Annotated in this window: 16 protein-coding genes and 1 pseudogene; 7 read left to right on the top strand and 10 right to left on the bottom strand. The window is 71.9% G+C overall.

Annotation, left to right across the window (positions count from 1 at the left end; all coding sequences use genetic code 11):
- Nucleotides 1–64: 64 nt before the first annotated feature.
- Entirely contained in the window at nucleotides 65–1,315 is a 1,251-nt protein-coding gene (locus BG418_RS19230) for an exo-beta-N-acetylmuramidase NamZ domain-containing protein (protein ID WP_188275154.1), read from the bottom strand.
- A 165-nt stretch (nucleotides 1,316–1,480) separates the two neighbouring features.
- On the opposite strand from BG418_RS19230, the gene BG418_RS19225 reads away from it, so the two are divergent.
- Genes BG418_RS19225 through BG418_RS19215 form a run of 3 tightly spaced genes read left to right on the top strand, consistent with a single transcriptional unit; the run spans nucleotide 1,481 to nucleotide 4,552 of the window.
- Complete coding sequence (locus BG418_RS19225; RefSeq protein ID WP_188275153.1) at nucleotides 1,481–2,254, top strand: SDR family oxidoreductase; 774 nt, start codon at nucleotides 1,481–1,483, stop codon at nucleotides 2,252–2,254.
- Nucleotides 2,251–3,903, top strand: coding sequence for a class I adenylate-forming enzyme family protein (locus BG418_RS19220; protein WP_188275152.1), 1,653 nt, complete (start codon nucleotides 2,251–2,253; stop codon nucleotides 3,901–3,903). The genes BG418_RS19225 and BG418_RS19220 overlap by 4 nt, the downstream gene beginning before the upstream one ends.
- 55 nt (nucleotides 3,904–3,958) lie before the next feature.
- Nucleotides 3,959–4,552, top strand: coding sequence for a TetR/AcrR family transcriptional regulator (locus tag BG418_RS19215; RefSeq protein WP_188275151.1), 594 nt, complete (start codon nucleotides 3,959–3,961; stop codon nucleotides 4,550–4,552).
- A gap of 13 nt (nucleotides 4,553–4,565) precedes the next feature.
- Here BG418_RS19215 and BG418_RS19210 read toward each other — a convergent pair whose 3' ends face one another.
- The 3 genes from BG418_RS19210 to BG418_RS39985 all read right to left on the bottom strand — a co-directional run bounded on the left by BG418_RS19210 (nucleotide 4,566) and on the right by BG418_RS39985 (nucleotide 7,347).
- Nucleotides 4,566–5,816, bottom strand: a complete 1,251-nt coding sequence (locus BG418_RS19210) for an acyl-CoA dehydrogenase family protein (protein ID WP_188275150.1) — start codon at nucleotides 5,814–5,816, stop codon at nucleotides 4,566–4,568.
- 9 nt (nucleotides 5,817–5,825) lie between these two features.
- Nucleotides 5,826–6,851: a phosphotransferase family protein gene (locus BG418_RS19205; RefSeq protein WP_188275149.1), complete on the bottom strand. Its 1,026-nt coding sequence runs from the start codon at nucleotides 6,849–6,851 to the stop codon at nucleotides 5,826–5,828.
- A 199-nt stretch (nucleotides 6,852–7,050) separates the two neighbouring features.
- The gene (locus tag BG418_RS39985; RefSeq protein WP_223185115.1) at nucleotides 7,051–7,347 is read right to left on the bottom strand and encodes a hypothetical protein; all 297 of its coding nucleotides are present in this window, start codon (nucleotides 7,345–7,347) and stop codon (nucleotides 7,051–7,053) included.
- Between the two features lie 140 nt (nucleotides 7,348–7,487).
- Between BG418_RS39985 and BG418_RS19200 the strand changes: the two genes are divergently transcribed.
- Nucleotides 7,488–8,420 carry an NADP-dependent oxidoreductase gene (locus tag BG418_RS19200; protein ID WP_188275148.1) on the top strand — a complete coding sequence of 311 codons (933 nt, stop codon included), beginning with the start codon at nucleotides 7,488–7,490 and terminating at the stop codon, nucleotides 8,418–8,420.
- A 25-nt stretch (nucleotides 8,421–8,445) separates the two neighbouring features.
- On the opposite strand, the gene BG418_RS19195 is transcribed toward BG418_RS19200, so the two are convergent.
- The 4 genes from BG418_RS19195 to BG418_RS19180 are packed head-to-tail and all read right to left on the bottom strand — an operon-like array spanning nucleotide 8,446 to nucleotide 10,631.
- The gene (locus BG418_RS19195; protein ID WP_188275147.1) at nucleotides 8,446–8,763 is read right to left on the bottom strand and encodes a DUF202 domain-containing protein; all 318 of its coding nucleotides are present in this window, start codon (nucleotides 8,761–8,763) and stop codon (nucleotides 8,446–8,448) included.
- Nucleotides 8,760–9,152 carry a DUF202 domain-containing protein gene (locus BG418_RS19190; protein ID WP_188275146.1) on the bottom strand — a complete coding sequence of 131 codons (393 nt, stop codon included), beginning with the start codon at nucleotides 9,150–9,152 and terminating at the stop codon, nucleotides 8,760–8,762. Before BG418_RS19190 ends, BG418_RS19195 begins: the two co-directional genes overlap by 4 nt.
- A 23-nt stretch (nucleotides 9,153–9,175) precedes the next feature.
- The gene (locus BG418_RS19185) at nucleotides 9,176–9,712 is read right to left on the bottom strand and encodes an NUDIX hydrolase (protein ID WP_188275145.1); all 537 of its coding nucleotides are present in this window, start codon (nucleotides 9,710–9,712) and stop codon (nucleotides 9,176–9,178) included.
- A 25-nt stretch (nucleotides 9,713–9,737) separates the two neighbouring features.
- Entirely contained in the window at nucleotides 9,738–10,631 is an 894-nt protein-coding gene (locus BG418_RS19180; protein ID WP_188275144.1) for a DMT family transporter, read from the bottom strand.
- 333 nt (nucleotides 10,632–10,964) lie between these two features.
- Between BG418_RS19180 and BG418_RS19175 the strand changes: the two are divergent.
- From BG418_RS19175 to BG418_RS19165, 3 genes and pseudogenes are all read left to right on the top strand, one after another.
- Nucleotides 10,965–11,936 (top strand): annotated as a pseudogene (locus BG418_RS19175) (hypothetical protein).
- Between the two features lie 107 nt (nucleotides 11,937–12,043).
- Nucleotides 12,044–12,778: a molybdopterin-dependent oxidoreductase gene (locus BG418_RS19170; protein ID WP_317453696.1), complete on the top strand. Its 735-nt coding sequence runs from the start codon at nucleotides 12,044–12,046 to the stop codon at nucleotides 12,776–12,778.
- A complete protein-coding gene (locus BG418_RS19165) occupies nucleotides 12,750–13,415 on the top strand; it encodes a cytochrome b/b6 domain-containing protein (RefSeq protein ID WP_223185114.1) in 666 nt (221 codons plus the stop codon). The genes BG418_RS19170 and BG418_RS19165 overlap by 29 nt, the downstream gene beginning before the upstream one ends.
- On the opposite strand, the gene BG418_RS19160 is transcribed toward BG418_RS19165, so the two are convergent.
- Nucleotides 13,401–14,807, bottom strand: a complete 1,407-nt coding sequence (locus BG418_RS19160) for a gluconate:H+ symporter (protein WP_188275142.1) — start codon at nucleotides 14,805–14,807, stop codon at nucleotides 13,401–13,403. The two genes, BG418_RS19165 and BG418_RS19160, sit on opposite strands and share 15 nt — an antisense overlap.
- Before the next feature lie 26 nt (nucleotides 14,808–14,833).
- Nucleotides 14,834–15,343, bottom strand: coding sequence for a gluconokinase (locus tag BG418_RS19155; protein ID WP_188275141.1), 510 nt, complete (start codon nucleotides 15,341–15,343; stop codon nucleotides 14,834–14,836).
- Nucleotides 15,344–15,438 lie beyond the last annotated feature (95 nt).

The raw sequence follows: 15,438 nt of genomic DNA, 5'->3' as shown, positions 1-15,438 counted from the left end.
GTCGAACGGCCGGGGGTCCGGCCCATCCCGCCAGCCACCTTCCGTTGCGGGGGTTTACCCCCGTTCACCGGTAGAGCAGGTATTTCTCGCGCGTCTCGCGGAACGCCCGCAGCTTGTCCTGCCAGGCGGCCACCACCTCGTCGGTGTCCGCGCCCGCGTCGATCATCGTGCGGACCGTCGCCGACCCGGTGAGCTTGTCGATCCAGTGGTCGGACCGCCACGCGAAGGAGCTCCACACCCGCTTCGCGGTCACGAGCAGCGCGATGCCGGTGCGCACCGGGTCGTACGACTCCCTTTCGTGTACGTGGAGTTGGACGCCGCCCACAGTCTTGCCCTGGAACTTGGAGAAGGTGGGCGTGAAGTACGCCTCGCGGAAGCGGACGCCGGCGAGGCCGAGGTCGTTCACGGCGGCGGCCCATCGTGCGTCGATGCCCTCGGCGCCGAGGAGTTCGAAGGGGCGGGTGGTGCCGCGTCCCTCGGAGAGGTTGGTCCCCTCGAACATGCACGTGCCCGCGTACACCAGGGCGGTGTCGGGGGTCGGCATGTTCGGGCTCGGCGGGACCCAGGGGAGCGCGGTGGCGTCGTAGAAGTCCTCGCGCCGCCAGCCGGACATGAGCGAGGTCGCCAACTCCACTCGCCCGCCCAGGAATTCGGCGTTGAAGAGACGTGCCAGCTCGGCCACCGTCATCCCGTGCGCCTGCGCGATCGGCTCGCGTCCCACGAACGTGGCGAACGCCTTGTCCAGGACGGGACCGGACGCCGCCCGCCCGGTCATCGGGTTCGGCCGGTCGAGCACGAGGAACCGCTTCCCGGCGAGGGCGGCCGCCTCCATACAGTCGTAGAGCGTCCAGATGTACGTGTAGAAGCGCGCGCCCACGTCCTGGATGTCGAAGACGACCGTGTCCACGCCCGAGGTGGTGAAGATATCGGCGAGCGCCTGCCCGCTCACGCCGTAGGTGTCGTACACCGGGAGCCCGGTCGCCGGGTCCGTGGAGCGGCCCTCGGAGCCGCCCGCCTGGGCCGTGCCCCGGAAGCCGTGCTCGGGGCCGAAGACCGCGACGAGCCGCACGCGCGCGTCGGCGTGCAGGACGTCCACGATATGGCGGACGTCCCGGGTCACGCCGGTCGGGTTGGTGACCACGCCGATCTTGTGGCCCGCCAGTGCCCGGTAGCCGTCGGCGGCGAGCCGGTCGAAGCCGGTGCGGACCGGTCGGGGCCCGCGGCGGCGGGAGGTGGCCGAGGCCGGAGTCGTCAGGGCGCTGATCGCCGCCACCGTCCCCGTCCCCGCGAGCAGACCCCGTCTGGACAGGCTCATCGGCGTACCTTCCGGTCCGCTGGGGGTGTCATGGCCACGCACGCTAGCGCGCGGGCCGTCGGCGGGGAACGCGCCGCACGGGACGGTTGTGCACGGCCCCTTCCGTCCGTACATACCGACTGGTTAGTCTGCTCACCAGTCGGCATGCGGAGAGGTGGATTCTCGATGGGTACGGTCCAGGGCGTCCAGGGCGCGGCAGTGGTGGTCACCGGGGCGGGCGGCGGTATCGGCGCGGCCCTCGCCCGTAGATTCGCGGCGGAGGGCGCCCGGGTCGTCGTGAACGACCTCGACGCGGCCAAGGCGCGCGCGACGGCCGAGGAGATCGGCGCGATCGCCGTCCCGGGCGACGCGTCCGGTGTCGTACCCGCGGCGCGCGAGGCGCTTGGCGGCGCCATCGACATCTACTGCGCCAACGCGGGCCTGGCCTCGGCCGGTTCGGAGGCGGCGTCCGAGGACGTGTGGGCGGCCGCCTGGGACGTCAATGTGATGGCCCATGTCCGCGCGGCCCACGCGCTGCTGCCCGAGTGGCTGGAGCGCAGCAGCGGGCGGTTCGTCTCGACCGTCTCGGCGGCCGGGCTGCTGACCATGATCGGCGCGGCCCCGTACAGCGTCACCAAGCACGGCGCGCTGGCGTTCGCCGAGTGGCTGTCGCTCACCTACCGCCACCGGGGCGTCCAGGTCCACGCGATCTGCCCGCAGGGCGTGCGCACGGACATGCTGGACGCGACCGGTTCGGCCGGGGACCTCGTCCTCGTCCCGACCGCGATCGAGCCGCCGGCCGTCGCCGACGCGCTGTTCGACGCGATGGCGAAGGAGCGCTTCCTCGTGCTGCCGCACCCGGAGGTCGCCGATTACTACACGGCCCGCGCGTCCGCCCCGGACCGCTGGCTGACCTCGATGAACCACCTTCAGCAGAAGTGGGAGGCAGTCGGCGAATGACCTCCGTATACGCGGCGAAGCCGTGGCTCGGGCAGCTGAGCGAAGCCCAGCGGGCTCCCGTCGACCCGCCCGCGAGCGTGGTGCACGCGTTCCGTGCCGCCGTGCTGCGCGCCCCCGACCGCACCGCGCTCGCCTACTTCGACGGGCGGCTCACCTACCGCGAGACGGACGCGCTCTCCGACTCGGTGGCGGGCCGTCTCGCCGCCCGGGGGCTGCGGCGCGGCGATCGGGTCGCGATCATGCTCCAGAACACCCCGCACTTCGTGATCGCGCTGCTCGGCGCCTGGAAGGCGGGCGCGACCGTCGTCCCGCTCAATCCGATGTACAAGTCGGCCGAGGTCGGGCACGTCCTGGGCGACGCCGAGGTCACCGCGCTGATCTGCGCCGACCGGGCGTGGGAGGCGTATCTGCGGGATACCGCCGCCTCCTCGCCCGTCAGGATCGCGCTCACCGCCTGCGAGTTGGACCTGCAGAGCCGCGACGACGCGCGCGTGCTCGCCTTCGAGCGGCTGCCCGTGCCGGGCGACACCGAGGACCTGCTGGCCGTCGCCCGCCAGGGCCTGGCCGCCCCCGAGGACCGGGAACTCCACCCGGACGACACGGCGTTGATCAGCTACACCTCCGGGACCAGCGGCACCCCCAAGGGCGCCATGAACACCCACCGGGGGATCACCTACAACGCCGAGCGCCAGCGCACCGGCCTCCCCGTGCCCGAGGGCGCGGGCTACTTCGCGCTGGCCCCGCTCTTCCACATCACCGGCATGGTCTGCCAGTTGGCTGCGTGCGTGGCCAACGCGGGCACGCTGGTGCTCGCCTACCGCTTCCACCCCGGCGTCGTCCTGGACGCCTTCACCGAGCACCGGCCCGCGTACACCGTCGGCCCGTCCACCGCCTTCATGGCGCTGGCGGCCACCCCCGGCGTCACCCGGGAACACTTCGCCTCCTTCCGGGTGATCTCTTCGGGCGGCGCGCCGGTGCCGCCCGCGCTCGTGGAGAAGTTCCGCGAGGCGTTCGGCCCGTACATCCGCAACGGCTACGGACTGACCGAGTGCACCGCCCCCTGCGCCGCCGTGCCACCCGAGAAGGAGGCCCCGGTCGACCCGGTCTCGGGCACGTTGTCGGTCGGTCTGCCGGGCCCCGAGACGGTCGTACGGATCGTCGACGAGGAGGGCAAGGAGGTGGACTTCGGCGAGCCGGGCGAGATCCTGGTGCGCGGACCGCAGGTGGTTCCCGGCTACTGGCGCCGCCCAGAAGCCACCGCCGAGACCTTCCCGGACGGTGAACTGCGCACCGGCGACATCGGGTTCATGGACCGCGACGGCTGGCTCTATGTGGTCGACCGCAAGAAGGACATGATCAACGCATCGGGCTTCAAGGTCTGGCCGCGCGAGGTCGAGGACGTCCTCTACACCCACCCGGCGGTGCGCGAGGCGGCCGTCGTGGGTGTCCCGGACGCCTACCGGGGCGAGAACGTCAAGGCGTACGTGAGTCTGCGCCCCGACTGCGAAGCCGCGCCCGAGGAGCTCTCCGCGTACTGCGAGGAGCGGCTCGCGGCGTACAAATATCCCCGAGTGGTCGAGATCCTGCCGGAACTTCCCAAGACGGCGAGTGGGAAGATCCTGAGGCGGGAACTGCGTTCCCGCCACTAGAGCGACGAGAACGGCGCAAAAGAGCGCCTTCAACGACAGGAGAGGTGGCGACGGCATGGCCAGGACGACGGACGGGAACGGCACCCCCGTCCCCCAGAGGCTGCTGGCCGCCGCCACCCGCCTCTTCGCCGAGAACGGCTACGACCGGACCTCGGTCCAGGAGATCGTCGAGGCGGCGGGCGTGACCAAGGGCGCGCTCTACCACTACTTCGGCTCCAAGGAGGACCTGCTCCAGGAGGTGTACGCGCGCGTGCTCCGCCTCCAGCAGGAGCGGCTCGACGCCTTCGCGGACGCGGACGCGCCCGTGGAGCGGCGGCTGCGCGACGCGGCCGCCGACGTCGTCGTCACCACCATCGAGAACCTGGACGACGCGGCCATCTTCTTCCGCTCGATGCACCACCTGAGCCCCGAGAAGAACAAGCAGGTACGGGTCGAACGGCGGCGCTACCACGAGCGGTTCCGGGCCCTGATCGAGGAGGGCCAGGCCGCGGGCGTCTTCTCCACGGCCACCCCCGCGGACCTGGTGGTGGACTACCACTTCGGCTCGGTCCACCACCTGTCCACCTGGTACCGGCCGGACGGCCCGCTCACCCCGCAGCAGGTCGCCGACCACCTCGCCGACCTGCTGCTGAGGGCGCTGCGCCCGTAAGGCCTACAGGTACTTACAGGTACTTCTTCAGCTCCCGCCGCGCCAGCGAGCGCTGGTGGACCTCGTCCGGGCCGTCCGCGATGCGCAGGGTGCGGGCGCCCGCCCACAGCTCGGCCAGCGGGAAGTCCTGGCCGACACCGCCGGCGCCGTGCAGCTGTACGGCCTTGTCGATGATGTCGACGACCGTACGGGGCGTCGCGATCTTGATGGCTTGGATCTCGGTGTGGGCGCCGCGGTTGCCGACGGTGTCCATCAGCCACGCCGTCTTCAGGACGAGCAGACGCAGCTGCTCGACGGCCACGCGCGCGTCCGCGATCCACTCCTGGACCACGCCCTGCTGGGCGATCGCCTTGCCGAACGCGGTCCGCCCGACCGCGCGTCGGCACATCAGCTCGATGGCCCGCTCGGCCATGCCGATCAGCCGCATGCAGTGGTGGATGCGGCCGGGCCCGAGCCGCGCCTGGGCGATGGCGAAGCCGCCGCCCTCCTCGCCGATGAGATTGGCGGCGGGCACGCGCGCGCCGTGGAAGACGACCTCGGCGTGACCGCCGTGCGCGTGGTCCTCGTAGCCGTACACCTGCATGGCGCGCCGGACCTCGACGCCGTCCGTGTCGCGCGGCACCAGGACCATCGACTGCTGGCGGCGCACGTCCTCGTTGTCCGGGTCGGTCTTGCCCATCACGATGAAGACCTTGCAGTCGGGGTTCATCGCGCCCGAGATGTACCACTTGCGGCCGGTGAGGACGTACTCTCCCCCACTCTCGGCTTCGCTCGAGCGGGAGGTGCCCCCACCCTCGCGCCGGATACGGGTCTCAATGTTCGTGGCGTCGGACGAGGCGACCTCGGGCTCGGTCATCGCGAACGCCGAGCGGATCTCCCCGGCGAGCAGCGGCTCCAGCCACTGCTTCTTCTGCTCGTCGGTGCCGAACTGGGCGAGCACCTCCATGTTGCCGGTGTCCGGCGCCGCACAGTTCAGCGCGGTGGGTGCCAGGTGCGGGGAGCGGCCGGTGATCTCGGCGAGCGGCGCGTACTGGAGGTTGGTGAGCCCGGCGCCGTGCTCGGCGTCCGGCAGGAACAGGTTCCACAGCCCCTGGCTGCGGGCCTCGGCCTTCAGCTCCTCCACCACCGCGGGCGTGTCCCACGGCGACTTCAGGAGGGCGCGCTGCTCGTGCGCGGTCGTCTCGGCCGGGTAGACGTACTGCTCCATGAAGGTGAGGAGCCTGGCGCGGAGTTCTTCGGTACGCGCGTCGAATGCGAAGTCCATGGCGGGAGTTCAGCCTTCCTGCGACTGGAGGGTGGTGAGGCCGTGGTCGATGAAGACGGGCACGAGGTCGCCGATGCGGTCGAAGCCCGCGCCGACGGTCTGGCCCAGCGTGTAGCGGTAGTGGATGCCCTCCAGGATCACGGCGAGCTTGAACCAGGCGAACGCCGTGTACCAGGAGATGGCCGAGGTGTCCCGCCCGGAGCGGGCGGCGTACCGCTCGATCAGCTCGGCGGGGGTGGGGTGTCCGGCGGCCCCGGCGGTGGTGGAGACCGGCGAGTCCTTCACCCTCAGCTCCGCGCTGTACATCACCAGGAGCCCGAGGTCGGTGAGCGGGTCGCCGAGCGTCGACATCTCCCAGTCGAGCACCGCCTTGATCCGGTCGTCGTCGCCGACCAGGACGTTGTCGAGCCGGTAGTCGCCGTGGATCACGGTCGGGGCGGGGGAGTTCGGCAGCGCCCGGCCGAGCGCCGCGTGCAGCTCGTCGATGCCGGGCAGGTCACGGTTGCGGGAGGCGTCCAGCTGCTTGCCCCAGCGGCGCAACTGCCGGTCCAGGAAGCCCTCCGGACGCCCGAAGTCACCGAGACCGACCGCCTCCGGGTCGACGGCGTGCAGCTCGACCAGCGTGTCCACCAGGCCGAGGATCGCGGCCCGGGTGCGCTCCGGGCCGAGCGGAGCCAGTTGCTCGGCCGTGCGGTACGGGGTCCCGGCCACGTACTCCATGACGTAGAACGGTGACCCGAGCACCGACTCGTCCTCGCACAGCAGGATCGGCTCCGGGACCGGCACGGCCGTCGGGTGCAGGGCGCTGATCACCCGGTGCTCGCGCTTCATGTCGTGCGCGGTGGCGAGCACATGGCCGAGCGGCGGCCGCCGGACCACCCACTGGCCGGTCCCGTCCGTCACGATGTACGTGAGGTTCGACCGGCCGCCCTCGACCAGACGGGCGCTGAGCGGCCCGTTCACCAGGCCCGGCCGGGCGAGGTCGAGATGGGCGCGCAGCCGCTCCGGGTCGAGGCCTGGCGGGACTGAGCTCATGGCGGGGTACCTCCGGGAACGACGATGGTCGGTAGGGTGTCACAGACACGCTACCGACCAGTCGGTATGTCGTCCAGGTGCGGTGCCATTTTTAGGGGGTGCGTGGAACCCTGCCGTCTTTAAGAGCGTGGGGTACCCGCCGCCTTTAGGAGCGCGGGGAACTGCGCGACCAGCCACGCACGGTCCGCAGCCAAATCAACTAGTGGTCATCCCAGTGCCCATCATGCGCAGCATGCCGATGCCCGTCATGGACGTAGTCCACATGGTCCCCGTGCTCGACGGACTGATGGCCACACCCCACGCCGTGTTCATGGGCATGCCCGTCATGGGCAACATGCCCAGCCGGCTCGCACTCGTCCCAGTGCCCCGAGTGCTCCCGGTGCATGTGCCCGTCGTGCGCGAAATCCGTGTGGTCGCCGTGCGGCACCGCGCGATGCCCGCAGGTGGGCCCGTGGACATGCTCATGCGTCGGGTGCTCCTCATGACCGACGGTCATGGCGTTCACCTCCCGGTGCGACGTCCGGGTGCGATGTCCCGGTGCGACGTCCCTTCCACCGTAAGCCGCCGCGCACGGCTCCGCACGGCTCCGCACGGCTCCGCTTGCGCGGACGCGCCGCAGGTCAGAGGCTCTTTGCCATGAAGGCGATCAGCTACAGCCGGTACGGCGGTGCCGAGGTCCTGGAGTACGGCGACCGGCCGGACCCGAAGGTCGGACCCGACTCGGTCCTGGTCAAGGTGCGTGCCGCCGCCGTGAACCCGGTCGACTGGAAGGTCCGCGAGGGCTATATGGACCCGGTGCTCGAACCGGTCTTCCCGGTCGTCCCGGGCTGGGACGTGTCCGGGGTGGTGGTCCAGCCGGGCGTGTCCGTGCCGGAGTTCGCGGTCGGGGACGAGGTGATGGGGTACGCGCGGGAGGACTTCCTGTCCCGGGGCACCTTCGCGGAGTACGTCGCCGCGCCCGTGCGCACCCTCGCCCGCAAGCCGCGCAACCTGAGCTTCGAGGAGGCGGCGGGGCTGCCGCTGTGCGGGCTCACCGCGTACCAGACGCTGGTGCGCGCCCTTGAGGTGCGCGCGGGCGACACGGTCCTGGTGCACGCGGCAGCGGGCGGTGTCGGCTCGCTCGCGGTGCAGCTGGCGAAACACCTGGGCGCCCGCGTCATCGGCACCGCCAGCGAGCGCAACCACAGCTACCTGCGGGAGCTGGGCGCGGAGCCGGTGGAGTACGGGGACGGGCTCGTCGACCGGGTCCGCGCGCTGGCGCCGGACGGTGTGACGGCCGCGTTCGACACGGTGGGCGGCGACGCGCTCAGGGCCTCGGCGGAGCTCCTGGCGCCCGAGGGCAGGCTGGCGTCCATCGCGTCCGGTGAGGTCATCGGGCTCGGTGGGCACTACCTCTTCGTCCGCCCGGACCAGGCGGACCTGCGCGAACTGGCCGACCTGGCCGAGCAGGGCGTCCTCTCCGTCCACGTCGACGCCACGTTCCCCCTGGAACGGGCCGCCGACGCCCACCGCCTGAGCGAGGAGGGCCGCACCCGGGGCAAGATCGTGGTGACGGTGGACTGGGAGTAACGGATCACCGTCGCGTCGGCGTGGCTCAGACCAGTATCGCCACGGCGAACCCCGCCAGTGCCGTCACGCACGCCATCGCCGTCACCGCCTCGCGCGCCCGCAGCACCTCCGGGCGCGCCGCACCCGACAGGGACTGGATACGGCGGTGGGCCACCGCCAGGAACCCCAGCCAGACCAGCGCGCTCAGGGCCACCGCGATCAGGCTGACCGCGGTGAGCCCGCCGTGCAGGGCCTGCCGGGCGGCGAGCACCGCCGCGACCGTGCAGGACAGGGTGGTACGCCGCCACGCGAGGCGGGTCCGCTCGGGCTGGAGCCCGGGGTCGCGGGCGGGTGCGCCGGTCACCCGGCCCAGCCGAAGAGGACGACCACCACCATGACCACCGCAACCACCGCGACCGCCACGCTCAGCACCGTCGGGAAGCGCGACACCGGCAGATCCTCGCCGCGCCGCATCGCCTGCTCGCAGCGCACCCAGTGGTTCACGGCCCGCAGCGCGCACAGCACCCCGGACCCGAGCAGCGCGAGCGCGAGCCCGACCCGTACGCCCCAGCGCAGGTCAGGAAGGAACTGGTCGACCGCGAAGCCGCCGCCGACCAGGGCGAGGGAGGTGCGGATCCAGGCCAGGAAGGTGCGCTCGTTGGCCAGCGAGAACCGGTAGTCCGGGGTCTCGCCCTCCTCGCCGATGCGCTGCGGCGCGAACCACAGCCGCAGGGTCTGCGCAATGCTGATCACATTTGCACACTACCCGCAGCGGATCACCGGGCCCGGTGCACGCGCAGCCGCCGGTACGCGTCGAGCCCGTCCGGCACCCACTCCCAGCTCTCAAGCCGCCGCTCGACCTCGGCCTCGGGCAGGAAGTCGTGCCAGGCGACCTCCTCGACCTGCGGATTCACCGGCAGCGTGCAGCGCACCTCGTACACGGCCGACCACCAGGTCCGCCGCCCGTCGGCCCCGCCCTCGTACAGGAACCTGAACAGCGGTACGGGCCGGGGCAGTCCGCTCACGCCCAGCTCCTCCTCGGCCTCGCGCAGCGCCGCCTCGTCGTACGTCTCGCCCGCGCCGACCACGCCGCCCACGAACATGTCGTACATCGACGGGAAGACCAGCTTGGTCGGGGTGCGGCGGTGGACGAAGATCCGGTCCTCGGCGTCGCGGACGAGGATGAATGCGCAGCGGTGGCGCAGGCCCCGCGCGTACGCCTCGCCGCGCGGCGACTGGCCCACGACGTTGTCGTGCTCGTCGACGATGTCGAGGATCTCTTCGGCGGGGTCCGGGGGAGTCTGGCTCGTCATGGACCCATCCAAGCACCGCCGGGTGTCACTGGGACTGGAGGTCCTTCGTCCGCTCCTCGGGCGCCGTCCCGGACGGCATCGCCGGATGCATGCCGAGCAGCACGATGCCGCCCACGATGGCCGCGAGACCGATCGCCTCCCAGGTCAGGGCGGCGACATCGGTACGCAGCTGGTCGCCCAGGAAGCCGATGCCGCAGGCGATCCCGGAGAGCGGCTGGGCGGCCGTCAGGGCGGGCAGCGACATCCGCAGCGGCGCGGTCTCGAAGGCACTCTGCACCAGGATCAGCCCGCTCACTCCCAGCGCCACCACGACGTACGGCTGCCAGCCGGTCAGCGCGTGCGACCAGCCGCCGGCCGACAGGCGCTCGCCGGTGACCCGGGTCAGGGCGTCCTGGAGGCCGTAGAGCGTCCCGGCCGCCAGGGCGAGCAGGGTGGGTCCGGCGCTCAGCCGGGAGCGCTGCGCGGCCACCGTCAGGAGCATCGCGATACCGACGACGATGCCGACGATCAGCCAGTGCCGCAGCGGTCCGGCCACCTCGTTGCCGCCGCGCGGCTGTCCGGCCACCATGAACGCCGTCACCCCGCCCGCCAGCAGGGTGAGCCCCGCCCAGCCCTGGCGGCCCAGCGGCTGCTTGGTCTGCCAGCGGGAGAGCGCCATGGCGAAGAAGAGGTTGGTGGCGAGCAGCGGCTCCACTTGGGAGACCTCGCCGTTGCCCAGCGCCAGCGCCCCCAGCACCATGCCCGCGACCATCAGCCCTATCCCGGCCAGCCAGCGGGGCACCCGGATGAGGTCGAGCAGCAGGCGCGGCGAGAGGAAGTCGCTCAGCGGGGCGTGCTGGGCGGCGTTTTGCTGGAGGACGAACCCGAAGCCCAGACAGCAGGCCGCGCCCACGGCGAGAGCGAGGACCAGAACCGACACGTCGTACACCTCAAGTACGGCCGGGGGGTGCGAACTTGCTTGACCATAGCGCTCCGGGGCGGCAGGCGCCTCCCGAGTACCCACCGGGGGCGCGCGCCGCACCACTTTCGGCCCTGTCCGACCCGCCGGGCCGCCACCTCCGGTCCCGATGCAGGTCAGCGCCAACTTCCGCCCCGGTCAAGCAAGTTGAAGCAGCAAGGAGCCCGGCCCGACCTTGACGTGGAGCGTTGGGTACCGCTTTGCTGTGCGCGATCACCCTGTGACTCGTCCCGCCAGTCCCATACACCACTCTGCCCCCACCCGCATCCATACGACTCCATGGGAAGTACGCGGATGTCCCCGCCCCCGCTCGGCCGCCCCCTGGGGGTCCCCTCCGGACGCAGTCCCTGGGGGCGGGGCAGCCGATCCTTCGACCCGGCGCTCGACGACGTCGAACTGGTCACCGTGCGCGCCCAGTTGGCGCAAGGGCGGTGGACCAGGGTCCGCTCGCTGCTCACCGCGACCGGCGACGACTGGGACCGGCGCGGCCATCGCCTCACCGTCCTCGGCGAGCCGAACACCTCGGCGGGCTGGGCCCGCGAATGGCTGCTCGCCGAGCCCGACAGCGCGGACGCCGCCGCCCTGTACGCCTGCGCCCTCGTCCCGCGCGCCCTGCGCGGCAAGGAGAAGCAGGAGCGCGCCCGCGACGCCTGTCTGGAGGCGGCCCGGCTCGCCCCCGCCGACCCCACGCCGTGGCTCGCCCTGCTCGCCCTCTCCCGCCGCCTCGGCTCGGACAACGAGACCGAGTAGATCTTCACCGAGGTGTGCGCCCGCCACCCGGACCACCACCACGCCCACCACCTGATGGCGGCCCGGCTCGCCGAGCGCGGCCCCGGCGACGGCGCCGACCCCCGGCACGAGGTGTACGCCTTCGCGGCCGCGTCCGTCGCCCACGCCCCCGCCGACTCCCCGCTCGCGCTGCTCCCGCTGGTCGCCCACGCCGAGCGCTACCGCGTGCTCGCCGCCCGGGGCGCGGCGCCCAGGGACCCGGCCGACTCCGAGCACTGGACCGGCCGGCGCGCCCGGCAGGTGATCAGGTCGGCGTTCGACTGGTGGCTGGAATGGGAGCGCGAGGACCACCCCCGGGCCGGGGTCGACCTGAACTTCCTCGCCCACGCCAAGCACTGCGAGGGCCGTCCCGCCGAGGCCGCCGCCCTCTTCCAGCGCATCGGCCGGCACTTCACGCCCGCGCCCTGGTCGTACCCGGACCGGGACCCGTACCGCGCCTTCCAGACAGCCCGCAACGCAGCGCTCGGCACCGCCTGAACCCGGCACGCAGGATCTGACGGAACCCGGCGTACAGGATCTGACGGAATCATGACGGCGGGCCGCGGCCCCTGGCATCCCGGGGCCGCGGGTGCTCGAATCGGGGTGTGAAACCGGAACCACCTGAACCACCCCCCGCCGAGACCGCGCCGGTCGGGCGCCGGATCGTGCTCGGCATGCTCGGCCTCGGCGTCGCCGGGGTCGCCGCCGCCCCGGTCCTCCAGCGCGGCCTCGAAGCGTTCCTGGGCGCCGCCGCCGGGAAGGACCCCACCGGCCTGACCGGCCTGCTGCCCAACGGCGGAGGCTTCCGTTACTACTCGGTCGCCGACTCCGTACCGCACCGCAGCGCCGCCGACTACCGGCTGAGCGTCGACGGTCTGGTCGAGCGCCCGGGCACGTACACGCTGGACGCCCTGCGCGCGATGCCGCAGACGCGGCTGGTGCGGGACGTGCAGTGTGTGACGGGGTGGCGGGTGCCCGGCACACCGTTCGCAGGGGTGCGGCTGTCCCGGCTCCTCGACGCCGCAGGGGTGCGCCCAGGAGCCGGAGCGGTCCGCTTCACCTGCTTCGACGGCACGTACACCGAGAGTCTTACGCTCGAACAGGCGCGGCGCGACGACGTCCTGGTCGCCCTGAGCATGCAGGACAAACCGGTCTCCCACGCGCACGGCGGCCCGGTCCGCCTCTATGTGGCGCCCATGTATTTCTACAAGTCGGCGAAATGGCTCTCCGGGATCACCGTGACGAGCAAGGTGCAGCGGGGATTCTGGGAGGAGCGGGGCTATGACACGGACGCCTGGGTCGGCCGGTCCAATGGACGCGGCGACCACCCGACGAGCTGAACCCGCTCCGCGCGTACGGAGGTTCGGCCGCGCCGAGCGCTGGGTGCACCGCGGCAACTACCTGGTGATGGGGGTGTGCGTCGCCTCGGCGGCGGTGCTGTATCTGCCGCAGCTCGCCGAGGCGGTGGGGCGGCGCGAGCTGGTGGTGCGGGTGCACGAGATCTCCGGGGTGCTGCTGCCCGTACCGGTGCTGCTCGGCCTCGCCTCCCGCCGTTTCCGGGCCGACCTGCGCCGGCTCAACCGTTTCGGCCCGCACGACCGTGCCTGGCTGCGCTCGGCGCTCACCCGGGACGAACGCCCGCGTACGGCGGGCAAGTTCAACGCCGGGCAGAAGGTCTACGCGGGCTGGATCAGCGGGGCCGCGCTCGTCCTGCTCGGCACCGGCCTGTTCATGTGGTTCACGCATCTGGCGCCGCTGCCGGTGCGGATCGGCTCCACGTTCGTGCACGACTGGCTGGCGCTGGCCGTCGGGATCGTGCTCATCGGCCATGTGACCATGGCGCTCCTCGACCCGGAGGCACGCCGTGGCATGCGCACCGGGTCGGTGGAGCGCCCCTGGGCCCGGCGGGAGCACCGCCTGTGGCTGGAGGAGCTGGAGCGTGAGGAAGAGGCCGACAAGTCGCTAGATCACCAGTGACAGCAGGAGGACGAAGCCCCCGGCCACCACCGAGATGATCGTCTCCATCACCGACCAGGTCTTGAGCGTCTGGCCGACGTCCATCCCGAAGTACTCCTTGACCAGCCAGAACCCCGCGTCGTTGACATGGCTGAAGAAGAGAGAGCCGGCGCCGACCGCGAGCACGAGCAGGGCCGTGTGCGCGGTCGACATGTCGGCGGCGAGCGGCGCCACCAGACCGGCCGCCGAGATCGTGGCCACGGTCGCCGAGCCGGTCGCGAGCCGGATCGCGACCGCGATCAGCCAGGCGAGCAGCAGCGCCGGGATCGACCAGTTCTTGGAGAGGTCGAGGATCATCTGGCCCACGCCGACGTCGATCAGGGTCTGCTTGAAGCCCCCGCCCGCGCCGACGATCATGAGGATGCCCGCGATCGGTGCGAGCGACTTCTCGACGGTCGCCGAGATCCGCTCCTTGGAGAACCCGGCGGCCCGGCCGAGCGTGAAGATGCCGACGAGCACGGCCGCGAGCAGCGCGATCAGCGGCGAGCCGACCACGTCGGTGACCCGCTGGAGGTGGTTCTTCGGGTCGTCGACCACGATGTCGACCAGCGCCTTCGCCAGCATCAGCACGACCGGAAGGAGCACGGTCGACACGGTCGCGGCGAAGCTCGGGCGCGTCTGAAGGTCCTCGGAGGGGCGCGACGGAATCATCCGGTCCGGCGCCGGGATGTCCACCCAGCGGGCCGCGTACCTGGAGAAGACCGGCCCGGCGATGATCACGGTCGGGATCGCGACCAGCACACCGAGGGCGAGCGTGACGCCCAGGTTGGCGTGGACCGCGTCGATGGCGACCAGCGGGCCGGGGTGCGGCGGGATCAGCCCGTGCATCACCGAGAGTCCGGCGAGCGCCGGGATGCCGATCCGCATCAGCGAGTAGTTGCCGCGCTTGGCGACCAGCAGCACCACCGGGATCAGCAGCACGATCCCGACCTCGAAGAACAGCGGCAGCCCGATGATCGAGGCGATGGCCACCATTGCCCACGGCATCGCGCGCCCGCCGGACTTCCCGGCCTTCGCCAGGATCGTGTCGACGATCTGGTCGGCGCCGCCGGAGTCGGCGAGCAGTTTGCCGAGGATGGCGCCGAGCGCGATCAGTACGCCCACACCGGCGACCGTGTTGCCCAGGCCCGTGGTGAAGCTGGTGATCGCCTTGTCGAGGGGCGCGCCCGCGAAGGCGCCGAGCGCCAGCGAGCCGATGGTGAGGGCGAGGAACGCGTGGAGCTTGAACCGGGTGATGAGCAGGACGATGACGGCGATGCCGGCGAGTACGGCGATCCCCAACCGGGCGTTGCCCGCCGAGGTGATCGGCTCGGTGGCGCCCGCTGCCAGGATCTCGACGCTGAGACTGGTCACGGTGGTGTTCCTTAGTCGGTGGCGGGTCAGCCGGCGAGCCGGCGCAGCGCGGCGACGGCCCGTTCGGTGATCTCTTCGGGGGTCCCGGACACATCGACGGCGACGCCCGCCTCGTCCGCGTCCAGCGGCTGGAGCGTGGCGAACTGCGAGTCCAGCAGCGCGGTCGGCATGAAGTGCCCCTTGCGCTCGCGCATCCGCCGCTCGATGAGCTCGCGCTCGCCGGTCAGATGGAGGAAGACGAGCCCGGGGGCGGCCGCCCGCAGCCGGTCGCGGTAGCCGCGCTTGAGCGCGGAGCTGCTGACCACGCCGCCCAGGCCCGCCCGGCCGTGCGCCCACTGCCCGATCGCGTCGAGCCAGGGCCACCGGTCGGTGTCGTCCAGCGGGGTGCCGGCCGACATCTTGGCGACGTTGGCCGCCGGGTGGAAGTCGTCGCCCTCGGCGTACGGAACGCCCAGGGCCTCGGCCACCAGGGGGCCGATCGTGGTCTTGCCGGTGCCGGCGACGCCCATCACCACGACGACGTGGGGGGTGCTCATAGGTGGTGCCTCGCTGTCTTCGTCGACATCGATGTGTCGCGCTACTGAAACCCAAAAGGTGCGACGTATTCAAGACCTCGTGATGAATAAGTAAT

The sequence above is a fragment of the Streptomyces sp. CBMA152 genome (assembly GCF_014596475.1).
Lineage (GTDB): Bacteria > Actinomycetota > Actinomycetes > Streptomycetales > Streptomycetaceae > Streptomyces.
Note: the sequence above shows the minus strand (reverse complement) of the source record. Positions and strands in the feature narration are given on the sequence as shown.

Coding starts and splice junctions, on each gene's coding strand:
- BG418_RS19230 (WP_188275154.1), bottom strand. CDS start 1,315: ATGAGCCTGTCCAGACGGGGTCTGCTCGCGGGGACGGGGACGGTGGCG.
- BG418_RS19225 (WP_188275153.1), top strand. CDS start 1,481: ATGGGTACGGTCCAGGGCGTCCAGGGCGCGGCAGTGGTGGTCACCGGG.
- BG418_RS19220 (WP_188275152.1), top strand. CDS start 2,251: ATGACCTCCGTATACGCGGCGAAGCCGTGGCTCGGGCAGCTGAGCGAA.
- BG418_RS19215 (WP_188275151.1), top strand. CDS start 3,959: ATGGCCAGGACGACGGACGGGAACGGCACCCCCGTCCCCCAGAGGCTG.
- BG418_RS19210 (WP_188275150.1), bottom strand. CDS start 5,816: ATGGACTTCGCATTCGACGCGCGTACCGAAGAACTCCGCGCCAGGCTC.
- BG418_RS19205 (WP_188275149.1), bottom strand. CDS start 6,851: ATGAGCTCAGTCCCGCCAGGCCTCGACCCGGAGCGGCTGCGCGCCCAT.
- BG418_RS39985 (WP_223185115.1), bottom strand. CDS start 7,347: ATGACCGTCGGTCATGAGGAGCACCCGACGCATGAGCATGTCCACGGG.
- BG418_RS19200 (WP_188275148.1), top strand. CDS start 7,488: ATGAAGGCGATCAGCTACAGCCGGTACGGCGGTGCCGAGGTCCTGGAG.
- BG418_RS19185 (WP_188275145.1), bottom strand. CDS start 9,712: ATGACGAGCCAGACTCCCCCGGACCCCGCCGAAGAGATCCTCGACATC.
- BG418_RS19165 (WP_223185114.1), top strand. CDS start 12,750: ATGGACGCGGCGACCACCCGACGAGCTGAACCCGCTCCGCGCGTACGG.
- BG418_RS19155 (WP_188275141.1), bottom strand. CDS start 15,343: ATGAGCACCCCCCACGTCGTCGTGGTGATGGGCGTCGCCGGCACCGGC.